Consider the following 14972-nt stretch of genomic DNA (forward strand, 5'->3'; position numbering starts at 1 on the left):
GGTACGTCATGTCAACCCCACGTCCCCGTCGGCCGGTAGCCCTGCGCGATCAGGTCCTCCAGGCACGCTATCGGCGCGTGCGGGACGATCCGCCCGTCGGGGGCCTCGGCGAACACCTCGCTGGACAGCACACGGCCGTCGACGCCGTTGACCTCGCGGACGGAGGTGACCATGCGCTGCAGCCGGCCGCCCGTCTGGTAGTCGTTGCGCCGCTGGATGAAGACGACGAAGTTGACCGCGCCCGCGATCAGCATCTGGCTGGCCTCGATGGGCAGCCGCTCGGACGCCTGCAGCGCGTAGGTCGAGATGCGGTTGAAGACCTCGCTGGAGCTGTTGGCGTGGATCGTGGACAGCGAGCCGTCGTTGCCCTGCGACATCGCGTTCAGCATGGTCACGATCTCGTCGCCGAGGACCTCGCCGACGATGACCCGGGACGGGTTCATGCGCAGCGACCTGCGCACCAGCTCGGCCATCGAAATGGCGCCCTGACCTTCGGAGTTGGGCAGCCGCTCCTCGAAGGCGACGACGTTGGGGTGCAGGTCGGGGAAGGTGTCGAGCCCCAGTTCCAGCGCCCGTTCCACGGTGATGAGCCGCTCGTGCGGCGGGATTTCGTTGGCGAGGGCGCGCAGCAGCGTCGTCTTTCCGGCGTTGGTGGCACCCGCGATCATGATGTTCTTGCGGGCGCGGACCGCGCAGGCGAGGAAGTGCGCGACCTCGGGGGCCAGGGTGCCGTTGCCGACGAGGTCGGAGATGAAGACCTTGCCCATGCGGGCGCGGCGGATGGACAGCGCCGGGCGCCGGGCGACGTCCATGACGGCCGACAGCCGGGAGCCGTCGGGCAGCCGCAGGTCGAGCTGCGGGTTCGCGGAGTCGAAGGGCCGCGAGGACAGGCCCGAGTAGGCGCCCAGCACCTGGATGAGCTCGATCAGTTCCTCGTCGGTCTCGGCGACCGGCTCGCCCCTGACCTCGCGTCCGTCCGCGAAGCCGACGAAGACCTGGTCGCACCCGTTGATGTCGATGTTCTCGACCTCGGGGTTGTCGAGGAGGGGCTGCAGCCGGCCGACGCCGAAGAGGGCGGCGTGCACGGCGGCCGCGTACTGCTCCTCGGTCTCGGCGTCCAGCGGCGTGCGCCCGGCGTTGATCTCGGAGCGGGCGTACTCCTCCAGGATCTGGGCGATCACGGCGCGCGCGTACTGCCGTTCGTCCTCGGTGGACATCGGCGTGACGCCATTCGCCTGGTCCAGGCGGCGCTGTTCGGCGATACGGTCGCCGGCCTCCTGCCGGAACCGCTTGACCAGCTGGTGGTCGACAGCGGTCATGCCCCGGCCCCCGCGTGCCCGCCCACGGGGCCGTGCGCGGGGCTGTGGGCGGTGCTGCCGTGCGCGGGCACGGACCAGGCGGCGCCGTACTGCTGGTAGAGGTCCGCGGTGACCTTACGGGCGGAGCGGATGAGCAGCGACTTGTCGAGGCGGCCGCGTTTGCGTCCGGCCAACTGGTCCGCTCCGGTGGGGTCGTCGGCGATGGTGCCGACGACGCGGGCGCCGGTCTGGGCGTGTACGAGCATGTCGTTGACCTGGCTCGCGAGCTTGCCGGCGCTGGCGGGGTCGGCGACCAGGACGACGCCGATCAGCGGGGTGGCGAGGCTCGCGGCGCCGCGCGGCCCGCCGTGCAGCTTGGCGGACAGAGCGGCGGCGCGGTCGCGGACCCGGGCGATGGCCTCCGGCTCGGTGCGGGAGACCAGCAGCACGAGCGCGGCGTGCGGGAACAGTTCGACGGCCGGGGTGTCGCCGCTGACGCGTCCGCAGTCGGCGATGACGTCGGCGGGCGCGTTCGGGGAGTCGCCGAGCGAGGCGAAGGCGCGGCCGAGGGTGGGCCACAGCCCGGCCAGACCGGCGGCCTGCTCGGCGATGCCCAGCCCGACGAGCACCTCCAGTCCGCCGCTCAACGGCTGCACGTGGTCCCACAGTTGGTCGGGAACGAGCCCGCGTCGGGCGGTCGCCGCTATGGACAGCATGCCGGTGTTGGGGTTGAGCGGGCCGCCGTGCGCGGCGGCGCTGCGGTAGACGAGGTCGCCGCCGGCCGGGTCGGTCTCGGCGAGCAGGACGCGGCGCGGCCAGACCGCCGCGAGGGCGACGGCCGCGGTGGTGACGCCGGGGGAACCCTTGTCGGCGGCCAGTGCGATGAGGGCCATGGTGTGCGGGAGCCGCCTTCTAGTTGCCGGAGACGAGCACGAGGGCCACTTCGCCGTCGGAGGCGGCCTGGGCCAGCGAGGCGGCCTTGTCACTGTCGACGGTCAGCGTGACCGGCAGGTTCGTGCTGCTGACGAGGTCGCTGCTCTTCTGCGACTGCACGAAGGTGACGCGGGCCTGCTCCACGATCACGGAGCCGCCGCCGGCGGAGGCCGCGGAGTTGCCAGTGCCAGTGTTGCTGTTGCTGTTGCCGTTGCTTGAGTTGGTGTCGCTCCCGACCCGATAGGCCGCGACGGTGTCCCCGGCCTGCAGCCCGCTCGGGTACTGGCCCGCCTTGAGGGACAGGCCGACGGTCGCCTTGCCCTCCTGGACACCGGCGTCGTCGCCGAACATCTCCCCGACGGCCACGACTCCGGCGGGGATGGTGTTGACGGCCTTCAGTTTCTTCAGAGTGGCCAGCTGGGACCACTCGACGTAATGGATGCCGCTGTCCTGGGCGACCATGACGGAGGTCACGCTGTCGTCGGTGACCGACCCGCCGGCCGGGATCTTCTTGGTCACCTTGACGACCTCGATGCGGTCACCCGCCTGCAGCACCAGCGTCGTCGCGCCCAGCGCACCGACCAGGATCAGCAGGACGGCCAGCGCGGCCAGTGCGGGTTTGCGCTCGCGAGGGGGCGTGGGAAGCCGGTCACCGACCGACGGCTGAGCCGGAGCGACGGAACGTCCCGCGCCCGCCCCCGTACGCTCTTGGATCTTCACGCAACCGCTCCCCGTACGTCCAAGACGTCGTCTGCCACGTCTGACAAATCCCCTGCACAATCGGACACTTCACCCCGCGCCCGCCCGCACACAGACACGCCGGACCTGCCGGACGTGCGGGACGTACTACCCGACCTGGGCGAATAGCCATCGCCGGGGTGACTGTCAAGCCATGGCACCGTATCAGCCGCACATAAGCCCCTCAAGGCGCGCCCGCCCCAGCCGCTACACGCCACTTACCCCCCTCGCACCTGCAACCGAGCCTGAAGCCAGACCAGTTACCCGGCATTCCCGCACACCCCCCGAACTGTGCTGTCGCGAAACCGGATTGCCGCACGTGATGCGGCCGCACGGGCACTCCGTTGAACCTCAGCCGCAATCCCCAGCCCCTCCCCGGCCGCCTCCAGCAACCCCTCACGAGACGACCACGAAGTCCGCACGGACCACTCACACGGCCTGCCCGGTAAGGCACTACGGAGACCACCGCACCGGGGACGGGACTGCCCACGAAGCCCGCTTCACCAGATCGAGTGAACGGAAGAGGCGTGTGCCGCGCCGAATGCCACGGCGAAAGACTCGCCAGGGACCGCGCCAAGAACACCCTCGCGATACTCGCCACCCCCGACATCGACGCCCGGGGCCTTCACTGCCTTCCCATGACCGCGCTGTGCCCGAACACCCGCCGCTGACAGGCGTGTTCGCTGTGGCGAAACCCGGAACCCCACCGATAACGTCGGTGCCCTTGCCGAACTTCAGTCTCACGGGGAGTCCACTGTGAAGCGTCGCACCCTACCCGCCGCCGCCGCGCTCGCCGCGACCGCAACCCTCCTGCTGACAGCCTGCGGGAGCGGGGACGACAACGCCAAGGCCAACGACAAGATCGCCGGAGCCGACACGAACGGAACAAAGACGGCGTCGCCGAGCGCGAGTGCGAGCGACTCAGCACAGCGCCCCAAGGTCACACTGCCGGATGACGTCACCAACGTGTTCGACGGCTGGAAGACCGGCGACGCGACCAAGGACGCCGTTCTGGCGGACGCTTCCCACCGCATCGATGCGCTCGGCTACGCCATCACGCAGGGCAACGCGGACGAACCGGTGCTGGCCTTCTACTACAAGGGAGACGCCCTGGTCGGAGCGTCCCAGTGGGTGAAGGAATTCGTCGACGCCAAGAAGTCCATGACCGGGGAGACCCGCTACTTCAAGCCGTCCGTCAACGTGTATGCGGCAGGGAAGGCGACGCTCACCTATTGCTCGTTCGAGGGCAAGGCTTTCGTCAAGGACCGGAAGACGGGCAAGGCCGAGAAGACTCCGGTTACCAATAAGTCATACCTCCTCTACACCACTCGCCTGGAGAAGAACGCGAAGGGCGTCTGGCAGACCGCCACGCTCACCTCGGAGAGGGGGAACAGCGCATGCACATCGTGACCGTTCGTCGCCGCTGGATCCCGACGACGGCTCTTGCCGTCGCGTGCGTGCTCTCCACTTCCCCCGCGTACGCCGATGTGGACCTGGGCAAGGGCAACGAGGGTGCCAAGCAGGAGGGCTCGAGTCACGGCCGCACGCTGGAATCACGCATCACTTTCAGCGGCTCCACGCGAGGAAGCGGCCGTTCCTCGTCCTCGGCCGTCACACCTGTGGGGGACTGGACCCCGCCGGCGTGCTGGTACGAGCCCATGTCCGCCAAGGAGTTCTCCGCGGCCATGGACAAGGCGTACGACACAGTCGTCAACGACCCTCAACAGCCCAACTACGCCAAGGTGGCGCAGGCTCAGTACCGGGACATCTACAAGGACGGCAAGTACAAGAACTACAACCTGGACGACGAGGACAAGGGAAGCTGGTGGGTCGCTGTCCAGGACCCGGACCGCCTGGACGAACCCGGTGCCTGGGAGTGTGACGAACTCCCCTTCTGGGTCGAGAATGGCGACACTCCTCCCGTGAAGAATGCGGTCACACCGCGCATACTGGCCGAACTCGCTTACAGTCGAATCGAGTTGCCCGCTACCAAGGTTTCCCTCGCGCCCACGGACACGACCAAGGTCAATCTTCCGACGTGGGCCTGGCTGGACAAGGCTGAGTTCAAGGAAGTCTCCGTGACCGCCTCGCTCAACGCAGTCGGCGTGAACATTCAGGCGACCACTACCGCCAAGCCGATCTCCCTCAAACTGGAGCCAGGCACGGCGGACGCCGAGACCTACCCCGCCTCGGGCGTTTGCGCCATCAACGACGACGGGTCGATCGGTGAGCCGTACGCCAAGGGCAAGGCCGACCGGTCTCCACCGTGCGGCATCAAGTACCTCCGCTCGTCCGGCAACGGCGCTTTCAAGCTCCGGGCCACCATCACCTGGCAGATCACCTGGACCGGCACGGGCGGTGCGGGCGGCGACCTGCCCGACGGCACCTTCGGCAACGACCAAGACATCACCGTGCAGGAGATCCAGTCGGTAAATCGCTGAACCCGGCAAAACGGATCTCAACCGTGGGCCAGAACTTGCCGGCCGCACTCATGGCGAAAGATCGAATGAGCACTTCCCTCCGGAACAGAAATTAAACAGGGAGAGGACAGCGCCATATGACGGACCGTCTCGCTGTAGACGGCGACGAACTCGCGCATTTCATGAAGCTTCTGAAGAAATCCAGCACCTCCCTCAATGGCCTGCGCAAGACGCTCAGCGATGCGACCGTTACAGGCCTGGGGACGGACGACCTCGACTCGGCGTGCGAGGATTTCCAGGAGGAGTGGAAATACGGAACCGCAGAGATCGGTAAACAAACCGAAGACCTTGCCGAGATCATCGGCAAGAGCAAGGAAAGCTACGAAGAAGTCGACAAGGCGCTGGAAGAAGCCCTGAAGAAGTCCAGGCACCAAGACGCGGAGGGCACGAAGTGACCTATACGCCGGGCCTGGAACAGTCCCCGTCCGCCAACTCCCCTGCAGCCCGGGACGGCAACCTTCCTCAGGGACTCAAATCCTCTCCTTCGATCCCAAACCCCAATTATCCACACTTGGGCTTCAATCCCACTCCCGGGGACACCGATACGGTCCACGGCCTTCACAAGAAGCTCAGCAGCTGCGCGAAGGTCCTGAAAGAGACCCATGAGCTCGTCACGGCACTGATGGACGGAAGCTATTGGAAGGGCGACGCGGCCGTAGCGTTTCGCGAGCAGCTCGATGGAGGCCCCCTTCCACTCAATCTGAATAACGCCGCACATTCCATCCGCAAAGCCGCTCGACAGCTGAACGCCTGGGAGGGCGAACTGGAAGATTTTCAGCGTCGAGCAAAGAAGCTCGAGCAAGAGGCCAAGGACGCGCAGGATGCCGTAGACGCAGCAAAGGGCCACGCCACAAAGGCGAAGAACAATCCCGACCTCAACGAAAAGGGCAGCCGACACGGCAGCGCACAGAAGGCACTCGCCAGTGCCAACACTGCGGTGGAAGAGGCTCAAGCGGAGCTTGACAAGATCATCGGAAAGGCAAAGAAACTTGCTGCGGAACATGAGGAGAAAGCCCGATACCGCTCCGGCAAGATCCGCGATGCCACGGAGAAATTGGCACCCCATGAACCTGGCTGGCTCGAAGAATTCAGCGACTGGTTCACTGAAAATCTGCCCGACATTTTGAGTTTCACGGCCGGCGTCATCGGCCTCGTCGCTCTTTTCGTGGCCACAGGTGGCACGGCCGCGGCTGTACTGTTGCTGGCGGCGGCCGCATTGAGCGCATCCGCACTTGCTATGCGGATTTCTGACCCTGAAGTTCTCGCCTCGTTGAAGGATGGCGTCACGAAGGGCGAGTTCGACTCTGATTTCTGGGGAAATGTCGTCAGCCTTGGCGGCGATGTCCTGGGAGCTGTTCCCGGTGTTGCTGCTGTGAGCATGGGTGTCCGCGGAACTGTGTACGCTCTACGCGCGGGTGAGGAAGCGGTTACTCTCGCAAAAGTAATGACAACACTGGGCAGCAAGACGATGAGTGAAGCGAAGGCCATTTCAGATCTCGGTAATCCGGCCCTGAGCCTCGTGGTACGCGGTGCTCGCGACTCCGCCAAGGCCGGGGAAATCGTGGAGATCACCTCGGCTTCACTCGGCGTAGTGACGGCTGGCTACGGACTGGCCTCAAGCACTGTGGACGCGCTGGACAATGACGGAGCAGGGGACAGCGCGACCGGAATTGACGGCGTTAGGAGCATCCTCGACAGCGGTGCCCTGATTGACCTCGTCCAGTACGCGTTCTGACACAGAGGATAAAGAGACGCCCATGAACCCGACAGACTGCCCCGTGGCATGGCATCATCCGCCGACCCGGCGCGCGTGGTTCAAATACCTGGCAGCGAGCCTGGCCGCTTTTTTCGGCTGGATCGCCCTCTGGTTTGCCCTGCTAGCGGTCCTAGCGGTTTTCCTGACTCCCGGCTACGCAGCGCTCTTTGTTCCATTTCTGCTGTATAGTTTCTATCGAGCTTTCATTCAAATTTTCACCATTCCTTTCGTCTTTCGTACGAAGCGAGTTTTGCAGATTTACCCGTGGCATCTGTTCAGTGACATCCCGCACGGAATCACTGACCGGACAGACGTCGTCGGCAGGCAGTACGGATGGTTCGAGTTCCCAAACCCTGCCCGTCCTGAAGAGCAACTACCCATGGTGTTCCCTCGACACTGGGGAGTCGGCTGGTGGGGCCGACGTATGGCTCCTAAGGCAACGACTGATCTAAAGGCTCAGATCAGCGTGGTGTGGCTTGCGGGAGATCCGCGTTTCATAGGGGTGATTGCTGCGCCCTCACCGGACGGGGCGATGCCGCGCCGCTTCCGATTCCTGCATCAGCAGATGAGGGCGAACGGGAGTGTGTCCTCTGTCACCGACTGGGGAGTCACCCCTGAAGACATCGAACGCAGTCGCCGAGCAGGCGTCCGACCTGCCAACTATTGAGCCTTCCATACAGTGAATTCTGCGGACATGAACCCTCGCGTCTTCATCCACGATTCCGTCAACGATCCCAGCACTGGAATCTGGTTCGCCGTCCCCGGCGGCTTCACCGAACTCCCGCTCGAAGTCCTGCTCGCACCGCCCGATTCCGCCGAGTCAGACAGGCTCAGGAATGCACTCGCCCCGCTGGTCGAAGCCATTACCGATGGAGTGACCCGTCAGCAGTTCATCGCTCAGTTGGCATCAGGCCAGCAACTTCTCCTCGCCCTCCGTGAAGTGGGCACGGTGCACTGCTCCATCGGTGTGCACCGGGACGACGTAGCTGGAAGCAGCGAAAGAACCCTGCACTCCCTCTTCACGGTGTCATGGCGGGACCTCGCCTGGTCGCCGCGGTCCGTAAGTGCGGCACGGGCCGTGGCGACTGCGGATCAGCATTCCCATATCGAATACCTGGACCTGCCATGCGGACCTGCCTCGATGGGTGAGACCGTACGAACCCCTTCCGCAGCATCAGGTCTTCCTCGCACCCCGCTGCTCCAGGTCTACGCCTACCTTCCACACCCGGACTGCAGGCGCATGGCAGTACTCATGCTCAGCACCACCGCAGTGGAACGGCGGGACCAGTACCGAGCGATCCTCCGGAATATTGCCGGGCTCACGAGCTTCGAGTCGCCTCTGGCCGAATCTCAGAAGTGATCCGAGGGACTGCGTGGCCGCATCCCCTTCGCAGATGCGTCTTGGCTTGTCCTGACCGCCGAGGGTCAGCCCAGTGAGCCCCTGTCGGCTGGAACCACCACATGTCACTTGGGAGGAGTCGCGGAAGACCGTCAGGACAGCACGTCACAAGATCTTCACATGATCGCGCCGCACACGAACACCCGCCGCTGACAGGCCTGTTCGCTGTGGCGAAACCCGGAACCCCACCGATAACGTCTGTGCTCTTGACGAACTTCAGTCTCACGGGGAGTCCACTGTGAAGCGCCGCACTCTACCCGCCGCCGCCGCGCTCGCCGCGACCGCAACCCTCCTGCTGACGGCCTGCGGGGGCGGGGACGACAGCGCCAAGGCCAACGACAAGATCGCTGGAGCCGACACCGCCGCCACCACGGCGCACGCGTCGCCGGGAGCGTCGAAGGCAGCGAACTTCAAGCGTCCTACGATGACCTTCCCCGCAGACTTCAAGATGGTGTTCGACCGCGTCGAGCCCTCCGACGACAAGAAGGCCGCGGCTCTCGGCGATGCGGAGAACTTCGTCCGCGCCATCAACTACGGCATCGTCCAGCAGGACGCGGAAGACGCGGCGTACAAGTTCTACTCCACCCCTGACGGCACTGCTCAGGCGTACGCCAAGAAGCAGATCAAGCAGTACGTCGACGGCGGCTGGACCGTCACCGGAGTTCAGCGCTATTCGCGTGCCGAGGTCGACATGGCCGGCGACGGCAAGCGCGCGTCCGTCTCCTTCTGTGACGACGACTCGAAGTTCTATGGCAAGGAAGTCACGTCGCACAAGATCCTCAAGACCCAGCCGAGTGCGAAGGACTACTACTTCTTCGAGATTGTCATGACGGCGTCCAAGGAGGCCGAGGGCCTGTGGACCGCCCAGGACATCCAGGTACAGAAGGAGGCCACGCAGTGCAAGGCATGAAGCGTCGCCTCCTCTCGGTCGTCGGGATAACGGTCGCCGCCCTTCTCACGTCAGCCCACGGCTCGTTCGCCGGCGGCCCGATCGACAAGGGAACGACGACGTCCGACCCTCACGCCGGGCTCTCGGACGACAGACTGTATGCGGCGATTTCCTACGACACCTCGAAGAACGGTTCCGGCCCGTCGGCGGGGCCTGTCTCGGTCAAGGGGAGTTCCTGGGCACCACCCGCCTGCTGGCTGGCCCCCCGCTGGACGGCGAAGCAGTTCGCGAAGGAAACCGAGGCGGGATACAAAGAGGTCACGACCGACCCGAACCAGCCGAGCTACGCAAAGAACGCCACCCAGCAGTTCCGGGACATCTACAAGGACGGCAAGTACAAGAACTATAACCTCGACAAGCAGGACGAGGGAATGTGGTGGGGGGCCGTCGAGAACCCGAATGCCCCCATTCTCGAGCGGACCGCGTGCAACTCGACGCTCCCGTTCTGGGCCGAGAACGGCGAAACCCCCGACGTGGAGAACGCGATCACTCCGGAGATCCTTGCCGGGCTTGCCTACGAGCAGATCAAGGTTCCGGGCACCAAGGTGACGCTCGCACCTGGCGGGACCACCAAGGTCAACCTTCCCACCTGGGCCTGGCTGGACAAGGGGGAGTTCAAGCCGGTCTCCGTCACGGCATCGATCAACACACCTGGCCTGAACATGCAGGCCACCACGGTGGCGAGACCCGTTTCGCTATGGATCCGGCCCGGGACGGAGGACGCCGAGACCTACCCTGCGTCCGGTGACTGCGCGATCAACGGCAACGGATCGATCGGGGAGCCGTACGCGAAGGGGAAGGCCGACACGGCTCCGCCGTGCGGTGTCAAGTACTTCCGGTCTTCCGGCGACGGTACGTTCAAGCTCCAGGCAACAGTGACCTGGGAGATCACGTGGACCGGCACCGGCGGCGCGGGCGGCGACCTGCCCGACGGCACGTTCGGCAACGACCAGGCCGTCACCGTGCAGGAGATCCAGTCCGTCAACCGTTGATCAAACGTGAGCGACGCCCAGCATCGCGCTGAGCCGCCCACCGCTCGCAGAAACCGGACCGCGCATGAGTGATCTGCACCTCGAAGACACGATCTTCCAGGACCTGAAGAAGACCTTCTCCACCATCAGCGACCGTATGGAGACCACCCGTCGCGCCCTGCGCGGCACGGACGCATCCGCCGTCGGCGAGAGCAAACTCGTCGAGGACGTGCAGGACTTCGCCGACGACTGGGCCTACGGCATCAAGCAGCTCGGCAAGCACACGCACGGCGCAGTGAAGATGATCAACATGATCGGGGAGAGCTTCGGCAAGCTCGACCTGGACCTGGCCGAATCCCTCAAGGCCCCGAAGAAGAAGGCGAAGTGACGTGGCTGGACAGCGGCCCGCTTTCCCGCACATCGGCTGGGACCCCACCCCGGGGAGCGCGGAGGACACCCGGGAACTCGCCAAGCGGCTGGGCAAGCTCGCCGGCGAACTCGGTACTGCGCTGGGGGAGCTGGAACGGATCGAGTGCGGTGCCTGGAAGGGCAAGACCGCGATCGCCTTCACCGATTACATAGGGAAGGACGTCACCCCGCTCGTCCGCAAGAGCCACGACTCCTTCGACAAGGCCTCCCGGGCCCTGCACCGCTGGGCCGACGAGCTCTTGGACTTTCAGGAGCGAGCGGACCGGCTGGAGAAGAGCGCCGGCGAAAAGCTCGACGCCAAGGCCAAGGCCGAGGGGAAGGCCGGCGGCAAGGGCAGCGAAGAGCTGGGCAAGGCCTCCAGCGCGGTGGACGGTGTCATCCAGAAGGTCTACGAACTGGAGGAGGAATACCGCCAGGCCGCCGGGAAGATCAGCAAGGAACTCGACAAGGCCGCCGACATCGCGCCGGACGAGCCCGGATTCTGGGACAAGCTGGGCAAGGGCATAGCGGACACCTGGGACGCGACCGGAGACTGGCTCGAGGAACACGCCGATCTGATCAAAAAGATCGGTGACGTCCTCAGTGACGTCACCGCCGTGCTGGGCATGCTGGCCATCGTCACCCTTCCGTTCCCGCCTCTCGCCGCCATCTTCGGTACGGCCGCACTCATCGGCAGTGGACTGGCCCTGGCTGCTCACGGATTGGCCAAGGCCGGCGGCGCCGACGTGAGCTGGATGCAGGTGGGCCTCGACGCGGTGGGGCTCTTGCCGGGCATCGGGATGTTCGGCAAGGGCGCGAAGGTGGTCGGCGAGGCCAAGGCCGTGGCTACCGCAGCAAAACTCGGTAAGGGGTTTGAATACACCAAGATCGGTAATGCGCGGGTCCTTCTTTCATTCGGTAAGGAATCGAAGGAAATCGCAGGAGGGCTCGGCAAGGCCGGTCTGATAAAAATCGGAGGCAAGTCAGACGAAGTCTACGAAGTCGCACACTCTACCAGCGGCCTGATGTCGCGCATGGGGGGTGTCGCTTATGCGGGCTATCACCCAGGCCAGTTGATCGGTTCCAAGGGAATCAATGCGCTCGGATTGAGCATCGATCCGTTCGGCGCCGGCGGTAGGGCTCTCGATGCTGGTATCAAGGTGGCACCCAAGATTTATGGGCACCTCACGGATGACTGATTTCGGCTCAGCTTGCCGTGGGAAAAGGTGCGACGATGTGCAGAAGTGAAGCGGCGGCTCTGCGGCCATCGCAAAGGAGGTTCGCTTTGAAATGAGTATTTGGCAACCCGAACCCGGTGAGACCCTCATCGCTCGCGCTCCCATCAGCTTCGCCACGGGAACAGCCATGCGCGTCAGGGGAATGCGTTGGTTCCGAGATACCGAACGCAACGACATCCAGAGTGAACTGCCCGGCTGGCCCAAGGGGCCAACGTATACCGCTCACTCCGTCGGCGGCACTGCGGGCCGGAACATCATCAAGGGTGCCGCACTCGTCACGGGTGCCGTCATCGTGGGGTTCCTCTCCTCACACGGAGGGGGTCTCGGCGGTGCGCTGTCCTCCGAAACCGGAACAAACACCTCGTACGACAAAGCGGACGAGGTCGACGACTTCCCTGTGATGTGGGCTGCACCGGGGACCATCGCTCGCACTCTGCCCTGGCAGTTGGACCCTGGTCGCTCCTCCGCCAAGCGCTATCGCACGCACGCCGTCATCACCGACAGACGGCTCGTGATCGTAGGCTTCCCCTACGTAAAACACAATGACAAGCTCATCAATGACGAGTTTCTGTGGGAAGTTCCTCGATCCAGCATCGAAAAAGTCGAGCTCCGCGACTTCAAAACCGGGTGGGACGCGAAGATCGTCTTCATCGATGGCTCATGGTCCAGAGTGAGCAGCACGAAGCGGGAAAGGCTCACCCGATACTTGATCGAACCTCTGGATTTCATCCCACTGGATTCCCTCACACCAGCTCAGCGGAGCACTGCCGAATCCTTTGCTGCGGCTCAGGCCCCAGATGCACTGCCGCCGCTCGTGAAGCGCAACCCTTGCGGTTGTTTCCGGGTCGAAGTCCTGGCGCCCAGCACGACCCATGCATTCTTCGGCCATTCGGGCCTGAATACAGTCATGGACGCGAACGGCAATGAAGTCAGGTTTATGGAACGCCATGCAGAAGATCGGCTGACCTAACGCCCACCCATGCCCGATCAGAACGGCGCACACTCCACATGACCCCTTCCGCAGACCTCACCATCCCCCTGCACATGAGCCCGGCCAACGGGGACCTGCCACCAATCTGGTTCCTCACCCCGGAGGGCTTCTTCACCCTGCCCCTAGCCGCCACGCCCGAGGAACGAGCCGAAGGTGCCCGCGCCTTCGTGCGCGAGTTGTACTCCCGAGGCGATGAAAGCGTATGGGTGCCTGCCGCCCCTTACTACGCGGCCATCGCCGAACTCATGGGCGACACAGGTCTTTCCTATGCCGCGATGGGCCTGTTCTCGACAGCGGAGGACGACGGCCCAGAGGGCGAAGTGATCAGACACGAACCCTCGGAGGGCGTTGCCCAATGCGCTCTCACGGTGGCCATCACCCCCACGGACCAGGCAGTCCCCGACCCCGACGTCATCGCCCAAGGCACGCTCGCGGCTCTCTCCAGCGACCCTTACAACGACGCCATCTGGCTCGACCTGCCATGCGGCCCGGCGGTGTCCTGCATCACCCTGCGTGAGTACACCCTCAGTCCAGAGGTGACCGCCAACGGCGAGGAGATGAAGCTCCTCACCGGGCAGATTCAGGTCCACGTCCCCTTTCCCACGGGTCCGTACACGGCGATCTTCACCCTGCACACGGCATCGATGGAGCACTGGGCCGAGATCTACCGCCTGATGTCGACCGTGCTCCAGACGATCTCCTTCACGGACCCGGTCGAGGAGCTGAACTGACGTCTGGGGCATCGCTGGTTGAGAGTCGGAGCGAGGCGGGCTCCGGTGATCAACACAGCACCGTCACGGCGACTCCGACCATTGCCGGTGCGCAGGGCCTTCTTGAGGTGCGACGAGTTGTCCACACCGTGGAAGGTCAGGTCCGCCAGCGCAATGTCCCGGTGGGGAGCGGATTGATCCGCATGGTCCGCACGGCCTCGTCGGCCAGTTCTGTGATCTCGGCGCTGAGTGCGATCTTCTCCCAGGTCACCGTGACGACGATGAGCGTCTGCATATGCGGTGGGAAGACGGCGTACCGGATGAACTCCGTAAGCTTCCGGCCGAGCCCGAGCATGCGCTTGACCTTCAGCAGCGACTGCACCCGCACCGCCGGTCCGGTGGCCAGTTCGAGACGGGTGATCTGCGGTTCACCGATGGCCTCGGCGTTCCCCCATTGGAGCAGCAATGGGGTGACCTCCTCGGCGCTCGGCCGGGGCACCCCCTCGTCGCTGTAACCGTCGACCGAGAGATCGGCGAGTGCTTCCCCCGCCTCCGTGTAGTACGCCGCCGCCAGGGTCGGGAACTCCTCGTTGAGGTCGACGGCCCTTTCGACCATGTCGTCGAAGACCGCGCTCTTCTCGATTTCCGGGCCGAGCGGGTTGAGGCGGTTCACCACCTCCGTGGCCAGCGCCTTGGCCTCGGCCTTGGTGCCCTCCTGAAGGGTCAGGTTGATCCAGCCGGGCTGGAACTCGAAGGTGCACTCGTAGTGTCCGGCCCGCGGGGCGCCCTCGTCCGGTAAGGTCACGTCTCTTTCCTTTGAGCAGGGTGTCGTCGTCCGCTCAGCCGAGGAGCGGGTCGAGGGTGCCGTGCAGGCCCAGCCCGGCGAGATGCTCGTTGCCGAAGTCGTCGGAGCAGTCGTCGAGTTTGCCGATTCCACCGAACGCCTTCTTGATGCTGCGCAAAACCGAACACGTGCGGTGGGGGGGGGGGGGGGGGGGGGGGGGGGACGGAGTGGGGTGGGGGGGGGGGGGGGGGGGAGGGTGGGGGGGGGGAAGAGAGAGCGCGGGGGGGTTTTTTTTCCCCTTCTCTTCCTTCCCCTTC

Annotated in this window: 18 protein-coding genes; 13 read left to right on the plus strand and 5 right to left on the minus strand. The window is 64.9% G+C overall.

What is annotated here, in order from left to right; genetic code table 11:
- Positions 1-11: 11 nt before the first annotated feature.
- The 3 genes from ACZ5GT_RS31160 to ACZ5GT_RS31170 are packed head-to-tail and all read right to left on the minus strand — an operon-like array spanning position 12 to position 2951.
- The gene (locus ACZ5GT_RS31160) at positions 12-1319 is read right to left on the minus strand and encodes a CpaF family protein (protein WP_469032851.1); all 1308 of its coding nucleotides are present in this window, start codon (positions 1317-1319) and stop codon (positions 12-14) included.
- Positions 1316-2191: a hypothetical protein gene (locus tag ACZ5GT_RS31165; RefSeq protein ID WP_469032852.1), complete on the minus strand. Its 876-nt coding sequence runs from the start codon at positions 2189-2191 to the stop codon at positions 1316-1318. Before ACZ5GT_RS31165 ends, ACZ5GT_RS31160 begins: the two co-directional genes overlap by 4 nt.
- Before the next feature lie 19 nt (positions 2192-2210).
- Positions 2211-2951, minus strand: coding sequence for a hypothetical protein (locus ACZ5GT_RS31170; protein ID WP_469032854.1), 741 nt, complete (start codon positions 2949-2951; stop codon positions 2211-2213).
- Positions 2952-3496: 545 nt separating this feature from the next.
- Between ACZ5GT_RS31170 and ACZ5GT_RS31175 the strand changes: the two genes are divergently transcribed.
- From ACZ5GT_RS31175 to ACZ5GT_RS31235, 13 genes are all read left to right on the plus strand, one after another.
- Positions 3497-3640 (plus strand): hypothetical protein, encoded by a 144-nt coding sequence (locus ACZ5GT_RS31175; protein ID WP_469032857.1) that lies wholly within the window; start codon positions 3497-3499, stop codon positions 3638-3640.
- 85 nt (positions 3641-3725) lie between these two features.
- Positions 3726-4379, plus strand: a complete 654-nt coding sequence (locus ACZ5GT_RS31180; RefSeq protein WP_469032860.1) for a hypothetical protein — start codon at positions 3726-3728, stop codon at positions 4377-4379.
- Positions 4367-5410 carry a hypothetical protein gene (locus ACZ5GT_RS31185; RefSeq protein ID WP_469032862.1) on the plus strand — a complete coding sequence of 348 codons (1044 nt, stop codon included), beginning with the start codon at positions 4367-4369 and terminating at the stop codon, positions 5408-5410. Before ACZ5GT_RS31180 ends, ACZ5GT_RS31185 begins: the two co-directional genes overlap by 13 nt.
- A 116-nt stretch (positions 5411-5526) precedes the next feature.
- Positions 5527-5844 carry a hypothetical protein gene (locus ACZ5GT_RS31190; protein ID WP_469032865.1) on the plus strand — a complete coding sequence of 106 codons (318 nt, stop codon included), beginning with the start codon at positions 5527-5529 and terminating at the stop codon, positions 5842-5844.
- Positions 5841-7184 (plus strand): putative T7SS-secreted protein, encoded by a 1344-nt coding sequence (locus ACZ5GT_RS31195; protein WP_469032867.1) that lies wholly within the window; start codon positions 5841-5843, stop codon positions 7182-7184. Before ACZ5GT_RS31190 ends, ACZ5GT_RS31195 begins: the two co-directional genes overlap by 4 nt.
- A 22-nt stretch (positions 7185-7206) precedes the next feature.
- Entirely contained in the window at positions 7207-7872 is a 666-nt protein-coding gene (locus ACZ5GT_RS31200; RefSeq protein ID WP_469032869.1) for a hypothetical protein, read from the plus strand.
- 27 nt (positions 7873-7899) lie between these two features.
- A complete protein-coding gene (locus tag ACZ5GT_RS31205) occupies positions 7900-8565 on the plus strand; it encodes a hypothetical protein (RefSeq protein ID WP_469032871.1) in 666 nt (221 codons plus the stop codon).
- Between the two features lie 277 nt (positions 8566-8842).
- The gene (locus tag ACZ5GT_RS31210; RefSeq protein WP_469032873.1) at positions 8843-9514 is read left to right on the plus strand and encodes a hypothetical protein; all 672 of its coding nucleotides are present in this window, start codon (positions 8843-8845) and stop codon (positions 9512-9514) included.
- Positions 9511-10545, plus strand: coding sequence for a hypothetical protein (locus tag ACZ5GT_RS31215; protein WP_469032892.1), 1035 nt, complete (start codon positions 9511-9513; stop codon positions 10543-10545). Before ACZ5GT_RS31210 ends, ACZ5GT_RS31215 begins: the two co-directional genes overlap by 4 nt.
- A 64-nt stretch (positions 10546-10609) precedes the next feature.
- The gene (locus ACZ5GT_RS31220; RefSeq protein ID WP_469032875.1) at positions 10610-10912 is read left to right on the plus strand and encodes a hypothetical protein; all 303 of its coding nucleotides are present in this window, start codon (positions 10610-10612) and stop codon (positions 10910-10912) included.
- A 1-nt stretch (position 10913) separates the two neighbouring features.
- A complete protein-coding gene (locus tag ACZ5GT_RS31225; RefSeq protein WP_469032879.1) occupies positions 10914-12131 on the plus strand; it encodes an enoyl-CoA hydratase/isomerase family protein in 1218 nt (405 codons plus the stop codon).
- A 91-nt stretch (positions 12132-12222) separates the two neighbouring features.
- Positions 12223-13140, plus strand: coding sequence for a hypothetical protein (locus ACZ5GT_RS31230; protein ID WP_469032881.1), 918 nt, complete (start codon positions 12223-12225; stop codon positions 13138-13140).
- A 38-nt stretch (positions 13141-13178) separates the two neighbouring features.
- A complete protein-coding gene (locus ACZ5GT_RS31235) occupies positions 13179-13892 on the plus strand; it encodes a hypothetical protein (protein WP_469032884.1) in 714 nt (237 codons plus the stop codon).
- A gap of 136 nt (positions 13893-14028) precedes the next feature.
- Here the strand turns inward: ACZ5GT_RS31235 and ACZ5GT_RS31240 are convergent, their stop codons facing one another.
- A complete protein-coding gene (locus ACZ5GT_RS31240) occupies positions 14029-14676 on the minus strand; it encodes a hypothetical protein (RefSeq protein WP_469032887.1) in 648 nt (215 codons plus the stop codon).
- Positions 14677-14710: 34 nt separating this feature from the next.
- Complete coding sequence (locus ACZ5GT_RS31245) at positions 14711-14833, minus strand: hypothetical protein (protein ID WP_469032888.1); 123 nt, start codon at positions 14831-14833, stop codon at positions 14711-14713.
- Positions 14834-14972 lie beyond the last annotated feature (139 nt).

It is taken from the genome of Streptomyces sp. NPDC031340 (assembly GCF_055569945.1).